This window comes from Streptomyces sp. Mut1, assembly GCF_030719295.1.
GTDB classification, from domain to species: Bacteria; Actinomycetota; Actinomycetes; order Streptomycetales; family Streptomycetaceae; genus Streptomyces; species Streptomyces castrisilvae.
In genome coordinates this window covers 3,002,431-3,018,462 of sequence record NZ_CP120997.1, presented here as the reverse complement: position 1 = coordinate 3,018,462, position 16,032 = coordinate 3,002,431, and the positions used below count along the sequence as shown (strand labels likewise).

The 16,032-nt window shown below is 72.5% G+C and carries 13 protein-coding genes; 9 read left to right on the top strand and 4 right to left on the bottom strand.

Annotated elements, in window-relative coordinates; translation table 11 throughout:
- Positions 1–16: 16 nt before the first annotated feature.
- Complete coding sequence (locus P8A18_RS12860) at positions 17–937, bottom strand: LysR family transcriptional regulator (protein WP_306054312.1); 921 nt, start codon at positions 935–937, stop codon at positions 17–19.
- A 70-nt stretch (positions 938–1,007) separates the two neighbouring features.
- Here P8A18_RS12860 and P8A18_RS12855 point away from each other — a divergent pair, with 70 nt between their 5' ends.
- Positions 1,008–1,949 (top strand): NAD-dependent epimerase/dehydratase family protein, encoded by a 942-nt coding sequence (locus tag P8A18_RS12855; protein WP_306054310.1) that lies wholly within the window; start codon positions 1,008–1,010, stop codon positions 1,947–1,949.
- Positions 1,950–1,960: 11 nt separating this feature from the next.
- Complete coding sequence (locus P8A18_RS12850; protein WP_306054308.1) at positions 1,961–2,854, top strand: aldo/keto reductase; 894 nt, start codon at positions 1,961–1,963, stop codon at positions 2,852–2,854.
- Here the strand turns inward: P8A18_RS12850 and P8A18_RS12845 are convergent.
- The 3 genes from P8A18_RS12845 to P8A18_RS12835 are packed head-to-tail and all read right to left on the bottom strand — an operon-like array spanning position 2,844 to position 4,806.
- Positions 2,844–3,728: a haloalkane dehalogenase gene (locus P8A18_RS12845; protein WP_306054306.1), complete on the bottom strand. Its 885-nt coding sequence runs from the start codon at positions 3,726–3,728 to the stop codon at positions 2,844–2,846. The two genes, P8A18_RS12850 and P8A18_RS12845, sit on opposite strands and share 11 nt — an antisense overlap.
- A gap of 44 nt (positions 3,729–3,772) precedes the next feature.
- Positions 3,773–4,177 (bottom strand): pyridoxamine 5'-phosphate oxidase family protein, encoded by a 405-nt coding sequence (locus P8A18_RS12840; protein WP_306054304.1) that lies wholly within the window; start codon positions 4,175–4,177, stop codon positions 3,773–3,775.
- Complete coding sequence (locus P8A18_RS12835) at positions 4,174–4,806, bottom strand: NAD(P)-dependent oxidoreductase (RefSeq protein ID WP_306060867.1); 633 nt, start codon at positions 4,804–4,806, stop codon at positions 4,174–4,176. Before P8A18_RS12835 ends, P8A18_RS12840 begins: the two co-directional genes overlap by 4 nt.
- Positions 4,807–5,106: 300 nt before the next feature.
- On the opposite strand from P8A18_RS12835, the gene P8A18_RS12830 reads away from it, so the two are divergent.
- From P8A18_RS12830 to P8A18_RS12800, 7 genes are all read left to right on the top strand, one after another.
- The gene (locus P8A18_RS12830) at positions 5,107–5,703 is read left to right on the top strand and encodes a TetR/AcrR family transcriptional regulator (RefSeq protein ID WP_306054302.1); all 597 of its coding nucleotides are present in this window, start codon (positions 5,107–5,109) and stop codon (positions 5,701–5,703) included.
- 362 nt (positions 5,704–6,065) lie between these two features.
- Positions 6,066–6,854 (top strand): ABC transporter ATP-binding protein, encoded by a 789-nt coding sequence (locus P8A18_RS12825; RefSeq protein WP_306054299.1) that lies wholly within the window; start codon positions 6,066–6,068, stop codon positions 6,852–6,854.
- Entirely contained in the window at positions 6,851–9,430 is a 2,580-nt protein-coding gene (locus P8A18_RS12820; protein WP_306054297.1) for an ABC transporter permease, read from the top strand. Before P8A18_RS12825 ends, P8A18_RS12820 begins: the two co-directional genes overlap by 4 nt.
- Positions 9,431–9,710: 280 nt before the next feature.
- The gene (mfd, locus tag P8A18_RS12815) at positions 9,711–13,241 is read left to right on the top strand and encodes a transcription-repair coupling factor (protein WP_306054295.1); all 3,531 of its coding nucleotides are present in this window, start codon (positions 9,711–9,713) and stop codon (positions 13,239–13,241) included.
- A gap of 72 nt (positions 13,242–13,313) precedes the next feature.
- Positions 13,314–14,012 (top strand): ArsR/SmtB family transcription factor, encoded by a 699-nt coding sequence (locus tag P8A18_RS12810; RefSeq protein WP_306054293.1) that lies wholly within the window; start codon positions 13,314–13,316, stop codon positions 14,010–14,012.
- Positions 14,009–15,403, top strand: coding sequence for an MFS transporter (locus P8A18_RS12805; protein WP_306054291.1), 1,395 nt, complete (start codon positions 14,009–14,011; stop codon positions 15,401–15,403). The genes P8A18_RS12810 and P8A18_RS12805 overlap by 4 nt, the downstream gene beginning before the upstream one ends.
- 46 nt (positions 15,404–15,449) lie before the next feature.
- Positions 15,450–15,992 (top strand): GntR family transcriptional regulator, encoded by a 543-nt coding sequence (locus P8A18_RS12800; protein ID WP_306054289.1) that lies wholly within the window; start codon positions 15,450–15,452, stop codon positions 15,990–15,992.
- Positions 15,993–16,032: the final 40 nt, after the last annotated feature.

Sequence of the window (16,032 nt, the reverse complement as noted above, 5' to 3'; positions counted from 1 at the left end):
AACCGGGAGCGGTCTGTCAGCCGGCAGGCCGCTCCCGCCATGCCGCCGCCTGTCTCCGCAGCGCCCGGATCAGGGCGGTGACCTGGAGGCGGGCGCGGGGATGGCCGAGGGTCGCGGCGCCGATGTGCCGTGCCGGGGCCGGACTGCCGACCGGGACGGTGCGCAGGCCGGGGATCTCCGGGGTCAGCGCGACGGACGGGATCAGCGAGACGCCCAGGCCCGCGGCGACGAGCGAGCGGGCGAAGAAGTAGTCGGTCGTCGTGCCCCGGATGTCCGGGGCGAACCCGGCCCGCCGGGCGTAACGGCGCAGGTACGCCTCCGTCTTGAGGCAGCCGAGCACCCACGGCTCACCGGCCAGTTCGGCGAGGTCGAGGGAGTCCCGGGCGGCCAGGCGGTGGTCCAGGGGCAGGACGACACCGAGGGGGTCGTCCATGAGCGCGGTCCACTCCGGAGCGTGCCCCGGCCCCGGCCGGCCGGGCAGCGGGCCGTCGAAGTGGTAGGCGAGCGCGAGGTCCACGGCACCCTGGCGGACCAGCGGCAGGCTGTCCTCGGGCTCGTACTCCCGGATGTGGACGACCGTGCCCGGGTGGGCCGCCGTCAGCTCGGCGAGGGCGCCGGGGAGCAGCAGCCTGCCCCCGCTGGTGAACGTGGCGACGGTGAGCTGGGTCCGGCCCGTGGCGAGTTCACCGACCTGCCGCTGCGCGTGGGCGAGTTCGGCGGCGACCGACTCGGCGGCGCCGACCATGATCCGGCCCGCCGGGGTCAGGGTGACCCCGCGCGTGCTGCGCACGACGACCTGGGCGCCGAGCCCGCGCTCCAGGGCGGCCACCTGCTGGGAGACGGCCGACGGCGTGAGCCGCAGGGCGGCGGCCGCCCGGTTGAAGCTGCCGTGCTCGGCCACGGCCCGCAGCACGCGGAGCCGTTGCACATCGATCAACAGTTTTCCTTCATACGGGTTCAGTGAGCCGGTACTTCTGCTGCTGACGGTACGTCTCCAGGATGGAGGCATGCAAAGGATCTGTGTCATCGGCGGAAGCCGGTACTTCGGGAAGCTCCTGGTCCAACGGTCGCTGGAGGCCGGGCACCGGGTCACGGTCGTCAACCGCGGCTCCGCCCCGCCGCCCCCGGGCGCCGAGCACCTCGTCGTGGACCGCGACGACGAGGCCGCCCTCACCGCCGCGCTCGGCGGGCGCACCTTCGACGTGGTCGTCGACCAGGTCTGCTACACCCCGGTCCAGGCCGCGATCGCCGTGCGCGTCTTCCGGGACCGCACCGCGCGGTACGTCATGACCTCCACCATCGAGGTCTACGATCCGGCGACGGTCGCGCCGGCGCCCGCCACCCCCGGCGTCCCCGTGGCGGAGGAGCGCGTGGACCCGGCCGGCTGGCGGGTGCGGCTGGACCTGCCCTGGCACGACCCGGCCTATCTGGAGGCCCACTACGCCGAGGGCAAGCGGCAGGCCGAGGCGGTGTTCACCCGGGAGGGCCCCTTCGCCTTCGCCTCCGTACGCAGCGCCCACGTACTCGGCGGCGGCGACCAGGAGTTCACCGGCCGCCTGGCGCACTACGTGGAGCGCGTCGGCCGGGGCGAGGAGATCGCCGTCCACCGCGAGGAGCAGCCCAGCGTCTTCATCCACTACGCGGAGCTGGCCGGCCTGCTGGCGTGGGCGGCCACGGGCACCGGCTTCACCGGTCCGCTGAACGCCTGCTCCGACGGCCTGCTCGACGTGACCGGCCTGACCGCCGTCGTCGCGGCGGCGAGCGGCGTCCTGCCCGTGCACCGGACCGTCGCCCCGGGGGAGCAGGCGGGCCCGTTCTCCTTCGACCGGTTCTACGCCATGAGCAACCGCCGGGCGAAGGAGCTGGGTTTCGCCTTCTCCCGTACCGCCGACTGGCTGCCCGCCGTCGCCGCCGAGGCGGTCGCCGCGTCCGCCGCCCCCGCCTCCTGAGGAGTACGCCCATGCGATACCGCACCATCGGAGAGCTGAAGGTCAGTGCCATCGGCCTGGGAGCCATGCCGCTCTCCATCGAAGGACGCCCCGACGAGCGGCGGGCCATGGCCACCGTCCACGCCGCGCTCGACGCGGGCATCACCCTCATCGACACCGCCGACAGCTACCACTGGCACGCCGATGAGAGGGGCCACAACGAACGCCTCGTCGCCCGCGCGCTGCGGAGCTACGGCGGCGACACCTCCGGCGTGCTGGTCGCCACCAAGGGCGGGCGCGGGCGGCCCGGCGACGGCAGCTGGACCGTCACCGGCACCCCCGAGCACCTGAGGCGGGCCGCCGAGGAGTCCGCCGGGCGCCTGGGCGTCGAAGCCATCGGCCTCTACCAGCTCCACAAGCCGGACCCCGGGGTGCCGTGGGCGGACTCCGTCGGCGCGCTGCGCGAGCTGCTCGACGCCGGTACGATCCGCGCCGCCGGGATCTCCAACGTGACCAGCGGGCAGATCCGTGCGGCGCGGGTCCTCCTGGGCGACGCCCTGGTCTCCGTGCAGAACCAGTACTCGCCCGCCGTGCGCGGCAGCGAGGCGGAGCTGAGGCTGAGTGAACGCTCGGGCCTCGCCTTCCTGCCGTGGAGTCCGCTCGGCGGAATCTCGCGCAGCGCGCTCGACGGCCCGTCGGGGCCGGCCTCCGAGGGCACCGCCTTCCACCGTGTCGCCGCCGAGCGCGGTGTCAGCCCCCAGCAGGTCGCCCTGGCCTGGCTGCTGGCCAGGTCCCCGGCGATGGTGCCCGTGCCGGGAGCCAGCCGCCCGGCGTCCGTCCAGGACTCGGCTCGGGCGGCCGAACTCGACCTGGACGAAGCCGAGTCGGCGCTCCTGGACGACGCGGCGGACCGTCTCAGCCGGTGACCGGCGGGCGCCCGAGCCCGTGGCGGTCCGCCCAGTCGCCGATGGCCGACGCCAGCTCCTCGGGGCGGTCCTCCGGGGTGTGGTGCCCGGCGACGCCGTGCCGGGAGACCTCCAGGCCCGCGATGTTCGCCTCGCACCAGGCCACCGCCGCCCGGTCGGTCATGGCGCCGGGCCCCGGCTCGAACGCGGCCAGGAGCTTGGGGACTTCGGGGCTGGACGCCAGCCAGGCGTCGTAGCGCTCGATCCGGGCCACGACATCGGCGGGTTCCCCGTCCAGCGGCATCATGCGCGTCCACGCCAGGACGGGCCGGCGGCTGTCCGGGGTGGGGAAGGGCCGCCGGTAGGCGTCGAGGGCGGCGGGGTCGAGCGGGGTGGCCAGGGTGTCCTGGAGCCCCTCGATGAACAGCGAATCCTCCAGGACCATTTTCTCGCCCACCCCCGGGGTGCGCAGCAGCGTGAACAACTGCCGTCCGGCATCCGGGAATTCGTCACCGTACAGCGGTTTCACGATCGTCTCGGTGAAGGCGACGGCGCGGACGGTGTGCGGGAGCCGGGCGGCGCGGTCGAAGGCGAGCGCGCCGCCCCAGTCGTGGCCGACGAGGACGGCCTCGGTCAGGCCGAGCGCATCGAACCAGGCGTCGAGATGGCGGGCGTGGTCGTCGAAGGTGTACGCGATGCCGGGCCGGCCGGACTCGCCCATGCCGATGAGGTCGGGGGCCAGCAGACGCCGGCCGGGCGCGGCCACCCCGGGCAGGACGTCGCGCCACAGGTAGGAGGAGGTCGGATTGCCGTGGAGGAAGACGAACGGCAGGCCGTCCGGGTCGCCGGACTCGCGGTAGTGGACGGTGGAGCCGAGGACGGGAACGGTGGGCATGGCGGGGTCACGTCGCTTTCACGAAGAGGGAGGGCGGTGCGGGCTCAGACGTTGAGGCTCAGGACGCGGTCGACGGCGACCTCGATGACGGCCAGGTCCGGCGGGTCGGGCGGGGCCGCCCCGTAGCGGGCGGTGTAACGGCGTACGGCCTCCGCCAGGCGTACGGGGTCACCGGCCACCGAGGCCCGGCCTTCGAGGGTGATCCAGCGGAAGCCGTCGGCCTGGCAGAGCGCGACCCGGGCCGCCGGGCCGCCCGCCGACACATTGCGCGCCTTGCGGGCACCGGCCCTGGTGGTCACCCGGGCCAGGCCCGTGGACGCGTCGAAGGTGAAGCGGACGGGAGCCACGTGCGGGGTGCCGTCGGGGCGCAGCGTGGTGAGGGTGGCGGTACGGGGGAGGGTGAGGAAGTCGCTCGCGGTGGGCGTGAGCCGGGGCAGGTACCGGCTCACTTCTTCTTCACGCCCTCGTTCCAGATGAGCTTGGCGATGTTCGGCTTCACGGCGGTCGTGATCACACCCATGGCCGTACGGACATGGCGCCGCTCCTCCAGTTCGCGCAGCATGCTCGCGGCGAGGTCGGAGCGGGCCGTGAAGACGCCGTCGGCGCTCGACGGGGCGGTGCGGTAGTCGGTGACGGCCGGGTGCTCGAAGAGGCCCGACGGCCGTACCAGGGTCCAGTCGAGAGCGGTGCGGCGGACGATGCCCTCCATACGGCCCATGTCCGCGTGGAGGGTGCGGCCCAGGCGCCGGTTCACCAGCGGGTCGAGCACATGGTTGAAGAAGTGCGCCCCGGTGGGGCGCCAGCCGGGGTCGGCGATGCTGGAGCTGATGACGAGCAGCCGCCGGACGCCGTGGTGGGCCATGGCCTCGGTGATGGCCGTGGCGCTCCGCGAGTACAGGGTGATCGGCTGCTTGCTGAAGCGGGCGCCGAGCGCGGAGAGGACCGCGTCCGTTCCTTCGACCGCGGCGTCGACGGCCTGCGGGTCGGTGGCGTCGGCGACGGCCGGGGTGAGGCCGGGGCGGGCGGGCAGGGAGCCGGGCCTGCGGGTCACGGCGACGACCTCGTGGCCGGCGGCCAGGGCCTGTCCGGCGGATTTTCGTGGAGCAGCACGCGGCGTCTGGTGCGTGCTTTCGGCGTGCGCCCGGATCTGCCTCGTACTGGACGTACTTGGGTGATTCGGGCGTGCGGCGAGAGTGCGTGCCAGGCGTCGCGGGCCCGCGAAGATCCGTCGTACAGGCCCTGGAGCCTGGTCGGTGAGGTGGCGGCCGGTCGGGCCGTTGGCTCCGAAGACTGCGATGCGCATGGTGTGGGTGCTTCCTTCGTGGGGCGGCCGGAACGCCCTTGACTCTGCGGATCACGCCACGCACGCTCAACGGTGATGAATAACGCCCGGTCCGCCGCCGCCAGGCCCCGGGGGCGCCCCCGGGGCAACCCGCCGACCCGGGAATCGGTCGTCGTCGCGGCGCGTGCGCTGTTCCTGGAGCGCGGCTACCGGGCCACGACGCTGCGCGCCGTGGCCGGTGCGGCCGGTGTGGACGCCGCCCTGATCTCGTACCACTTCGGGTCCAAGAAGGGCCTGTTCGCCGAGGTGATGCAGTTCCAGTGCGCCGGCGCGCTGACGGTCGACGAGGTGCTGAGCGGTGATCCGGCGACCCTGCCCGCGCGGCTGATCGACGCGGTGACCGGCCTGTGGGAGGACGCCGACTTCCGCCGGCTCACCGCCCGGGGCGGGACGGCCGCCGAGGTGATCCGCGAGTACCTGGAACAGGAGCTGCTGGGGCGGCTCGTTGAATTTCTCGGCGGCCGGGACGCGACCGCCCGTGCCACCGCCGTGGTGACCGTACTCGGCGGGATCATCTACACCCGCTACCTCAACCCGCTCCCCACCCCCTCCGCCCTCACCCCGGCCGAGACCCGCGCCGCCCTCGTCCCGGCCCTGCGCGCGGCCCTGGCCCCCAGGGCGGGACGCCGGTAGCGGGGGCCTTCGCGGCCGCCCCGTACCGCCTGCCCGTACCGCCCGCTTCGAGCGCCCGTCCCCACCCAGCGGTGTGGGCCCTTGGGCGCAGTCCCTGAGATACCCGTCCACCCAGGGGCCCAGCCCCCTAGGGGTAGCTCCTTACTCCGGCCCAGGGGCCGTTCGTCCCGCCGGAGGACGTGCCCACGTCACCCCGTTCCGTAGCGTGTTGTCGTACCGCGGAGGGGCGGACCGCAGGGGGCGGGGTGGGGAAAACCCCACCGGAAGACTGCGCCGGGCACCAGCGCGCCGGACCCCCTCCAGCCAGCAGACTTCACAGCAGACGGCGACGAACCAGCGCCGACCGACATAGGAGATAAACCGTGACAACGGCTGTAACCATTCCCAGGCACGGGGGCACTGGAGGGCGTACGGCCGTGGCTGCGCGGGCTCGGCAGGTCGTCAAGGCGTACGGGACGGGCGAGACCCGGGTCGTCGCCCTGGACCACGTCGACGTCGACATCGCCAAGGGCCAGTTCACCGCGATCATGGGCCCCTCCGGCTCCGGCAAGTCGACGCTGATGCACTGCCTGGCCGGTCTGGACACCGTGACGTCCGGTCAGATCCACCTGGCCGAGACCGAGATCACCGGCCTCAAGGACAAGAAGCTCACCCAGCTGCGCCGCGACCGCATCGGGTTCATCTTCCAGGCGTTCAACCTCCTGCCGACGCTCAACGCCCTGGAGAACATCACGCTGCCGATGGACATCGCGGGCCGCAAGCCCGACGCCGCGTGGCTGAACCAGGTCGTGGAGACCGTGGGCCTGGCGGGCCGGCTCAAGCACCGCCCGACCCAGCTGTCCGGCGGGCAGCAGCAGCGCGTCGCGGTGGCGCGGGCCCTGGCCGCCCAGCCGGAGATCATCTTCGGTGACGAACCGACCGGGAACCTGGACTCGCGGGCCGGTGCCGAGGTGCTGAGCTTCCTGCGCAGGTCCGTGGACGAGCTGGGCCAGACCATCGTCATGGTCACCCACGACCCGGTCGCCGCCTCCTACGCGGACCGGGTGCTCTACCTCGCGGACGGGCGCATCGTGGACGAGATGCACAACCCCACCGCCGACCAGGTGCTGGACCGCATGAAGGACTTCGACGCGCGCGGGCGGACCTCATGACCGTGTGGAAGACCTCGATGCGCAACTTCTTCGCGCACAAGGGACGCATGGCGCTCTCCGCCGTCGCGGTCCTGCTGTCGGTGGCGTTCGTCTGCGGGACGCTCGTCTTCACCGACACGATGAACACCACGTTCGACAAGCTCTTCGCCGCCACCTCCGCCGATGTCACCGTCAGCCCCAAGAAGGCCAAGGTCGACGACATCCCGGAGAACGGCAAACCGGAATCGGTGCCCGCCTCCGTTCTCGACCGGCTCGACAAGGTGGACGGGGTGAAGAAGGCGGAGGGCGGAATCTCCACCGCGGCCGTCACCGTCGTCGACAGCCACAACAAGAACATGGGCTCCGACACCGGCGCCCCGACCCTCGCGGGCAACTGGACGCAGAACGACCTGCGGTCCATGGAGATCACCTCCGGCCACGCCCCGCGCGGCCCCGCCGAGGTCATGGTGGACGCCGACACCGCCGAGAAGCACGATCTGAAGATCGGCGACGAGCTGCGCACCATCGCGGCCAACGGCGACGTCACGGGCAAGATCAGCGGCATCGCCGCCTTCAAGGTGACCAACCCCGGCGCGGCCGTCGTCTACCTCGACACCGCCACCGCCCAGCGTTACCTCCTCGGCGCCCCCGATGTCTTCTCGCACATCTCCATCACCGCCGAACCGGGCTTCAGCGACGTCCGGTTGAAGCAGAACGTGGCCGAGGAGCTCGCCGGCTCGGCCGCGTACAAGATCCTCACGCAGGAGGAGTCGGCCGCCGAGAACAAGGACTCCATGGGGTCGTTCCTCGACGTCATGAAGTACGCCATGCTCGGCTTCGCCGGGATCGCCTTCCTCGTCGGCATCTTCCTCATCGTCAACACCTTCTCCATGCTGGTCGCCCAGCGGACCCGCGAGATCGGCCTGATGCGGGCCATCGGCTCCAGCCGTGAGCAGGTCAACCGGTCGGTGCTGCTGGAAGCGGTGCTCCTGGGCATCTTCGGATCGATCCTCGGCGTCGGCGCCGGGATCGGGCTCGCCGTCGGCCTGATGAAGGTCATGGGCGCCGTCGGCATGGAGCTGTCCACCGACGACCTCACCATCGCCTGGACGACTCCGGTGACCGGCCTCGCGCTCGGCATCATCGTCACCGTCCTCGCCGCCTACATCCCCGCCCGCCGGGCCGGCAAGGTCTCGCCCATGGCCGCCCTGCGCGACGCCGGAACCCCGGCCGACGCCAGGTCCGGATGGGTCAGGGCCGGTATCGGCCTGGTCGTCACCGGCATCGGCGCCGTGTGCCTGTGGTGGACGACGCAGGTCGACAAGGCGAGCGACGGCTCCGGCTTCCTGGGCCTCGGCGTGGTCCTCAGCCTCATCGGCTTCATCATCATCGGCCCGCTGCTCGCCGGGTTCGTCGTACGGGCCCTCAGCGCCGTACTCCTGCGGTTCTTCGGCCCCGTCGGCCGGCTGGCCGAGCGCAACGCGCTGCGCAACCCGCGCCGCACCGGCGCGACCGGCGCGGCCCTGATGATCGGCCTGGCCCTGGTGGCCTGCCTGTCCGTGGTCGGCTCCTCCATGGTCGCCTCGGCCACCGACGAGCTGGACAAGTCGGTCGGCGCGGACTTCATCGTCCAGGCGTCCAACGGCCAGCTCATCGTCCCGCAGGCCGCCGAGGCCCTGGCGAAGGCACCCGGCATCGACCACCTCACGCACTACAAGGTCGTCTCCGCCAAGATCACCGGCCCCGACGGCAAGTCCCAGGACGAGCACCTCACGGCGGCCGACCCGACCTACCGGCAGGACGTGCGGCGCGAGGTCCTCTCCGGTGACCTGGAGAAGGCGTACGGCAAGGACGCCATGTCGGTCGGCAGCGACTACGCCGAGGCGCACCACATCAAGACCGGTGACACGATCACCGTCGCGTTCAAGTCGGGCGACGAGGCGAAGCTGAAGGTCGCCGCGATCACCTCGGACGACACGAGCCTGGACCAGGGCGCGATGTACATCGGCATGGCGACCGCCCAGCGGTACGTGGCCGCCGACCAGATGCCGCAGAACATGATCATGTTCGCCAAGGCGAAGGACGGCGAGGAGAAGGCGGCCTACGCCGCGCTCAAGAGCTCCATCGCGAAGTACCCGCAGTACAAGGTGCAGAACCAGGCCGACTTCAAGCAGGACCTGAAGGACCAGATCGGCCAGCTCCTGAACGTCGTGTACGGCCTGCTCGCCCTGGCGATCATCGTCGCGGTCCTCGGAGTGGTGAACACCCTGGCCCTCTCGGTCGTCGAGCGGACCCGTGAGATCGGCCTGATGCGCGCCATCGGCCTCTCCCGCCGCCAGCTGCGCCGGATGATCCGGCTGGAGTCCGTGGTCATCGCCCTGTTCGGCGCCCTGCTCGGCCTCGGCCTGGGCATGGGCTGGGGCACCTCGGCCCAGAAGCTGCTGGCCCTGGAGGGCCTGGGGGTCCTGGAGATCCCGTGGCCGACCATCATCACGGTGTTCGTCGCCTCCGCCTTCGTCGGTCTGTTCGCCGCCCTGGTCCCGGCCTTCCGGGCCGGCCGGATGAACGTGCTGAACGCGATCGCCACGGACGGGTGAGGCGGGCGCCCGCAGACTGACGAATCCGGCCCCGGCGCGTTCCTCCGAACGCGCCGGGGCCGGATCGCGTGCGGCCGGGGAGCCGTCCGGGGCCGGGGCGCGTGCGCACGTCCGGGACGGGCGGCGCCCCTGTCGCGCAAGCGGCTGCCGGTCCGGAGTCGTACGCTTGGAACCCCGGCTCGTGCTACGCGTCGGGCCCTTCGCGTTGCCCCCGGGGCAGCGTGCCCTGGCGGCAGCCGGCTGTCGGAGCCCACTTTTCTCACCCGGACGGAAGCCCTTCATGAGCCTGCACGGTCTGCTGGATGTCGTCGTACGTGATCCGGCGCTCGACGAAGCGGTGAAGGCCGCCGGTGACGGCCACCGGATGCACATCGACCTGGTGGGCCCGCCGGCCGCGCGGCCCTTCACCGTGGCCGCGCTGGCCCGGGACACGGGCAGGACCGTGCTCGCCGTCACCGCGACCGGGCGGGAGGCGGAGGACCTGGCCGCCGCGCTGCGCACCATGCTGCCGCCGGACACGATCGCGGAGTTCCCGTCCTGGGAGACCCTGCCGCACGAGCGCCTCTCGCCCCGCTCCGACACCGTGGGCCGCCGGCTGGCCGTGCTGCGGCGCCTGGCGCACCCCCGGGCCGACGACCCGGAGACCGGGCCCGTCTCGGTCGTCGTCGCGCCGATCCGTTCGGTGCTCCAGCCGCAGGTCAAGGGGCTCGCCGACCTGGAGCCCGTATCGCTGCGGACCGGGCAGAACGCCGACCTCGGCGAGATCGTCGAGGCGCTGGCGGCAGCCGCGTACGCTCGGGTCGAACTGGTCGAGAAGCGCGGCGAGTTCGCCGTGCGCGGCGGCATCCTGGACGTGTTCCCGCCGACCGAGGAGCATCCGCTGCGGGTGGAGTTCTGGGGCGACGACGTCGAGGAGATCCGCTACTTCAAGATCGCCGACCAGCGGTCGCTCGAAGTCGCCGAGCACGGTCTGTGGGCGCCGCCCTGCCGTGAGCTGCTGCTGACCGACCAGGTGCGCGAGCGGGCCGCCGCGCTCGCCGAGGCCCACCCCGAGCTGGGCGAACTCCTCGACAAGATCGCCCAGGGCATCGCGGTCGAGGGCATGGAGTCCCTGGCCCCGGTCCTCGTGGACGACATGGAGCTGCTGCTCGACGTGCTGCCCGGGGGCTCGATGGCCGTGGTGTGCGACCCGGAGCGGGTCCGCACCCGGGCCGCGGACCTGGTCGCCACCAGTCAGGAGTTCCTCCAGGCGTCCTGGGCGGCGTCGGCGGGCGGCGGCGAGGCCCCGATCGACGTCGGCGCGGCCTCGCTGCGCGGCATCGCGGAGGTCCGTGACCGGGCCCGTGAGCTGGACATGATGTGGTGGTCGATCTCTCCGTTCGCCGCCGACGCGGAGCTGGACGCGGACACGCTGTCGCTCGGGATGCAGGCCCCCGAGGCGTACCGGGGGGACACCGCGCGGGCCTTCGCCGACACCAAGGGGCGGCTGGCCGACGGCTGGCGCACGGTGTACGTCACCGAGGGCCAGGGGCTCGCCTCCCGTACCGTCGAGATGCTGGGCGGCGAGGGGATCGCGGCCCGGCTCGACCCGGACCTCGGCGAGATCTCCCCGTCCGTCGTGCACGTCTCCTGCGGGGCCATCGACCACGGCTTCGTCCACGCCGGACTGAAGCTCGCCGTCCTCACCGAGACCGACCTCACCGGACAGCGCACCGCCACCAAGGACCTGGGCCGGATGCCGGTCCGGCGCCGCAAGACCATCGACCCGCTGACGCTGGAGGCGGGCGACTACATCGTCCACGAGCAGCACGGCGTGGGCCGCTACATCGAGATGGTGCAGCGCACGGTCCAGGGCGCCACCCGCGAGTACCTGCTCGTCGAATACGCCCCCGCCAAGCGCGGTCAGCCCGGCGACCGGCTGTACATCCCCACCGACCAGCTGGAACAGGTCACCAAGTACGTCGGCGGCGAGGCCCCGACCCTGCACCGGCTCGGCGGCGCGGACTGGACCAAGACGAAGGCGCGCGCCAAGAAGGCGGTCAAGGAGATCGCCGCCGACCTGATCAAGCTGTACTCGGCCCGGATGGCGGCCCCCGGCCACACCTTCGCCCCGGACACGCCCTGGCAGCGCGAGCTGGAGGACGCCTTCCCGTACGTGGAGACGCCCGACCAGCTCACGACGATCGCCGAGGTCAAGGAGGACATGGAGAAGTCGGTCCCGATGGACCGGCTGATCTGCGGAGACGTCGGCTACGGCAAGACGGAGATCGCGGTCCGGGCGGCGTTCAAGGCGGTCCAGGACGGGAAGCAGGTCGCCGTCCTCGTCCCCACCACGCTCCTGGTCCAGCAGCACTACGGCACGTTCACCGAGCGCTATTCCCAGTTCCCCGTCAACGTACGCGCGCTGAGCCGCTTCCAGTCGGAGTCCGAGTCCAAGGCGACCCTCGAAGGGCTCCGGGAGGGCTCGGTCGACCTGGTCATCGGCACCCACCGGCTCTTCTCCTCGGAGACGAAGTTCAAGGACCTGGGCCTGGTCATCGTGGACGAGGAGCAGCGCTTCGGCGTCGAGCACAAGGAGCAGCTGAAGAAGCTCCGCGCCAACGTGGACGTCCTGACCATGTCCGCGACGCCCATCCCCCGTACGCTCGAAATGGCGGTGACCGGCATCCGCGAGATGTCGACCATCACCACCCCGCCGGAGGAGCGCCACCCGGTCCTCACCTTCGTCGGCCCGTACGAGGAGAAGCAGATCGGCGCCGCCATCCGGCGTGAACTGCTGCGCGAGGGCCAGGCGTTCTACATCCACAACCGGGTCGAGTCGATCGACCGCGCCGCCGCCCGCCTCCGCGAGATCGTCCCGGAGGCCCGGATCGCGACGGCCCACGGCCAGATGTCCGAACAGGCCCTGGAGCAGGTGGTGGTGGACTTCTGGGAGAAGAAGTTCGACGTGCTGGTCTCCACGACGATCGTGGAATCCGGCATCGACATCTCCAACGCCAACACCCTGATCGTGGAGCGCGGCGACAACTTCGGCCTCTCCCAGCTCCACCAGCTGCGCGGCCGCGTCGGCCGTGGCCGCGACCGCGGCTACGCCTACTTCCTCTACCCCCCGGAGAAGCCGCTCACCGAGACCGCCCACGAACGCCTGGCCACCATCGCCCAGCACACCGAGATGGGCGCGGGCATGTACGTGGCCATGAAGGACCTGGAGATCCGGGGCGCGGGCAACCTGCTGGGCGGCGAGCAGTCCGGCCACATCGCGGGCGTCGGCTTCGACCTGTACGTACGCATGGTGGGCGAGGCGGTCGCGGACTACCGGGCGTCCCTGGAGGGCGGTGTGGAGGAGGAGCCGCCGCTGGAGGTCAAGATCGAGCTCCCGGTCGACGCGCACGTCCCGCACGACTACGCCCCCGGCGAGCGGCTGCGCCTCCAGGCGTACCGGGCCATCGCCTCGGCCTCCTCGGAGGACGACATCAAGGCGGTCCGCGAGGAGCTGACCGACCGCTACGGCAAGCTCCCGGAGCCGGTCGAGAACCTGCTCCTGGTGGCCGGCCTGCGGATGCTGGCCCGCGCCTGCGGGGTCGGCGACATCGTGCTCCAGGGTCCGAACATCCGGTTCGCGCCGGTGGAGCTGCGCGAGTCGCAGGAGCTGCGGCTCAAGCGTCTGTACCCCAAGACGGTCATCAAGCCGGCCCTCCACCAGATCCTGGTCCCGCGCCCGACGACGGGCAAGATCGGCGGCAAGCCGGTCGTGGGGCGTGAACTCCTGGCGTGGACGGGGGAGTTCCTGACGACGATCCTGGGGTCGTAAGGCCCGGCCTGTCTGCTGGAGTCCAGTTGTGAGAGTTGACTCTCACATTATGTGAGAGGACACTCTCACGTCATGGACTCCAGCAACCGCATGGGCGACCTCGAAATCACCGACCCGCAGGCAATGCGGGCCCTGGCGCACCCGGTGCGCCTCGCGATCCTCGAACGGCTGGGCCGCGACGGACCGGCGACCGCGACCGAGCTGGCACCGTACGTGGGGGCGACCCCGTCGGTGACCAGCTGGCATCTGCGCCACCTCGCGACGTTCGGCCTGGTCCGCGACAGCGAGCCCGGCCCCGACCGCCGCAGCCGGCGCTGGGAGGCGGCGGCCCGCGGCTTCCGCTTCGAGGCGTCCCAGGACCCGGCGGACACCGAGAGCCTGTCCGCCGCGCGGGAACTCTCCCGCCAGATGTTCCTGCGCTACGGGGACCTCCCGGCCCGCTGGGCCGCCGAGACCGAGCCCGGTCTCGACCCGACGTGGCGCGAGGCCGCCGGCCTGGCCAACACCCGGGTCACGGTGACAGCGGAGGAACTCGCCGCGATCCACGAGGGCATCGAGCGCGTGCTCGCCCCGTACGTCACCCGCGACCCGGCCGATCGGCCCGAGGGGAGCCGGGGCGTGGTGATGCTGCGGTACGTCCTGCCGGACGGCGAGGGCGGAGACGGCGGCGGAGACGACGGCAGGGACGACGGCGGAGACGGCGGGGGAGGCAGCGGCGGAGACGACGGCGGTGCGGCCGGAGAAGGCAGGACGCGCGGGCGGACGTCATGAGCGCCGGCGCGGAGCAGTCGCCGGAGTCCTCCCCGCAACCGCCGGAGTCCTCCCCGCAACCACCCGGCATATCCCCGCCCGCGAGGGCGCTGTCACTCTGGAGGGACCGGCGTTTCACCCGCTTCTGGGCCGGGAACACGGTCTCGCAGTTCGGTGACCGGATCACGGAACTGGCCCTGCCGCTGATCGCGGTCAGCGCCCTGGGAGCCTCGGCCAACCAGGTGGCGTGGCTGACCGCCCTGATATGGGCGCCGAATCTGCTCGGGATCTTCCTGGGCGCGTGGGTGGACCAACGCCCGCGCAAACGCCGCCTGATGGTGCTCGCCGACGTCCTGCGCGCGGCGGTGCTGCTGAGCCTGCCGGTGGCGTACGTCCTCGGGACGGTGACGCTGCCGCAGCTGTACCTCGTGGCGGTCCTGGCGGGCGCGGGCGAGGTGCTGTTCAACACCGCGTACCCGCCGTTCTTCGTCCGGCTCGTGCCGAGGACGTCCTACGTGGACGCGAACAGCAAGATCAGCACCAGCCGTTCGGCCTCCTACGTGGCGGGACCCGCGATCGGCGGCGCGCTGATCCAGGCGCTGACGGCACCCGTCGCGATCGTGGTGGACGCGCTGACGTTCCTGGTGTCGGCGGTGCTGATCGGCCGCATCCCGGTCCAGGAGGAGGCGCCCACGACCGGCGAGGCGGCGCCCCCGCTGCTGCGACGCGCCCGCGAGGGCCTGGCGTTCGTGGTGCGCCACCCGGTGCTCCGGGCCTCCCTCGGCTGCGCGACGACGGTCAACTTCTTCACGTTCGTCGCGGGCAGCGGCCTGGTGGTCCTGTTCGCCACGCGCGGCCTCGGCCTGTCGGCCGGCGCGATCGGCCTCGCTCTGGGAATCGGGGCGACCGGCGCGCTGCTCGGAGCGGTGAGCGCGCCGCGCATCTCGCGCCGGATCGGGATCGGCCGGGGCATCCTCGTGGGCGCGGTCCTCTTCCCCGCCCCGATCGCCCTCGCCGCCGTCGCGGACGGCCCTCTCTGGCTCCGCGCCGCCACGCTGGCCGGCTCGGAGTTCCTCTCGGGCTTCGGCGTCATGCTGTTCGACATCAACCTCAACTCCCTCCAGGCCGCGGTGATCCCGGACCACCTGCGCAGCCGCGTCGCGGGCGCGTTCGGCACGGTCAACTACGGGGTGCGCCCCCTGGGCGCCGTGGCCGGCGGCGCCCTCGCCACCCTCCTCGGCCTGCGCCCCACCCTCCTGATCGCAGCGGCGGGCGGCTGCCTGTCCCTGCTCTGGCTCCTGCCCTCCCCGATCCCGCGCATCCGGTCGCTGGACGGGGTGGACGCGGGGACGTTCGGGGCGGGGGAGGCGGACACCGCACCCGTGGCCGGGCGGGACACGGAGGCGGTCTGAGGCAGGCTGGGGTGTCGTGTCGGCGCGGGCTGCGGAGGAGAAGGACATGGGCGGTAACGAATGGGTCGGTACATCGACGCCCTACCTCGCCCCGCCCCCCGGCGCTCGGGGGGACGTCTGGGCGGCCGAGGCCGCGGCCGGGGGCCGGCGGGGCAGTCAGCGCATCGTCCGGGCCGGGGAGGTGGCGGCGCCGGACGAGGTCGCCCGGCTGCTGGGGGTGCCGGCCGGGAGGAGTGTCGTCGCCCGGCGCAGGATCATGTATCTCGACGGCGAGCCGTGCGAGTTGACGGACACCTACTACCCGCTGGACATCGCCCGAGGCACCGGCCTCGCCGGTACGGCCAAGATCCCGGGCGGTGCGGTCGCGCTCCTGGCGGAGCTGGGCCATACGGGCGTGCGCGTACGCGAGGAGGTGACCGCGCGGTCCGCCACCGCACACGAGGCCGAGCAGTTGTGGGTGGCGGCGGGCGATCCCGTACTACAGCTGACGCGCCTCACCCTGGACGGAGCGGACCGGCCCATTCAGGTCGACGTCATGGCCATGCCCCCACGACGCCAGAAGCTGCGCTACGAGATGAGGATCGGCTGACCGTGCCCACCCGGGGCCAGTGGTGACCCGGCGGCCGGGG

Excerpts from the sequence above, each read along its gene's own strand:
- P8A18_RS12855 (WP_306054310.1), top strand. The coding sequence starts at position 1,008 with ATGCAAAGGATCTGTGTCATCGGCGGAAGCCGGTACTTCGGGAAGCTC.
- P8A18_RS12850 (WP_306054308.1), top strand. The coding sequence starts at position 1,961 with ATGCGATACCGCACCATCGGAGAGCTGAAGGTCAGTGCCATCGGCCTG.
- P8A18_RS12845 (WP_306054306.1), bottom strand. The coding sequence starts at position 3,728 with ATGCCCACCGTTCCCGTCCTCGGCTCCACCGTCCACTACCGCGAGTCC.
- P8A18_RS12830 (WP_306054302.1), top strand. The coding sequence starts at position 5,107 with ATGAATAACGCCCGGTCCGCCGCCGCCAGGCCCCGGGGGCGCCCCCGG.
- P8A18_RS12820 (WP_306054297.1), top strand. The coding sequence starts at position 6,851 with ATGACCGTGTGGAAGACCTCGATGCGCAACTTCTTCGCGCACAAGGGA.
- mfd (WP_306054295.1), top strand. The coding sequence starts at position 9,711 with ATGAGCCTGCACGGTCTGCTGGATGTCGTCGTACGTGATCCGGCGCTC.
- P8A18_RS12810 (WP_306054293.1), top strand. The coding sequence starts at position 13,314 with ATGGACTCCAGCAACCGCATGGGCGACCTCGAAATCACCGACCCGCAG.
- P8A18_RS12805 (WP_306054291.1), top strand. The coding sequence starts at position 14,009 with ATGAGCGCCGGCGCGGAGCAGTCGCCGGAGTCCTCCCCGCAACCGCCG.
- P8A18_RS12800 (WP_306054289.1), top strand. The coding sequence starts at position 15,450 with ATGGGCGGTAACGAATGGGTCGGTACATCGACGCCCTACCTCGCCCCG.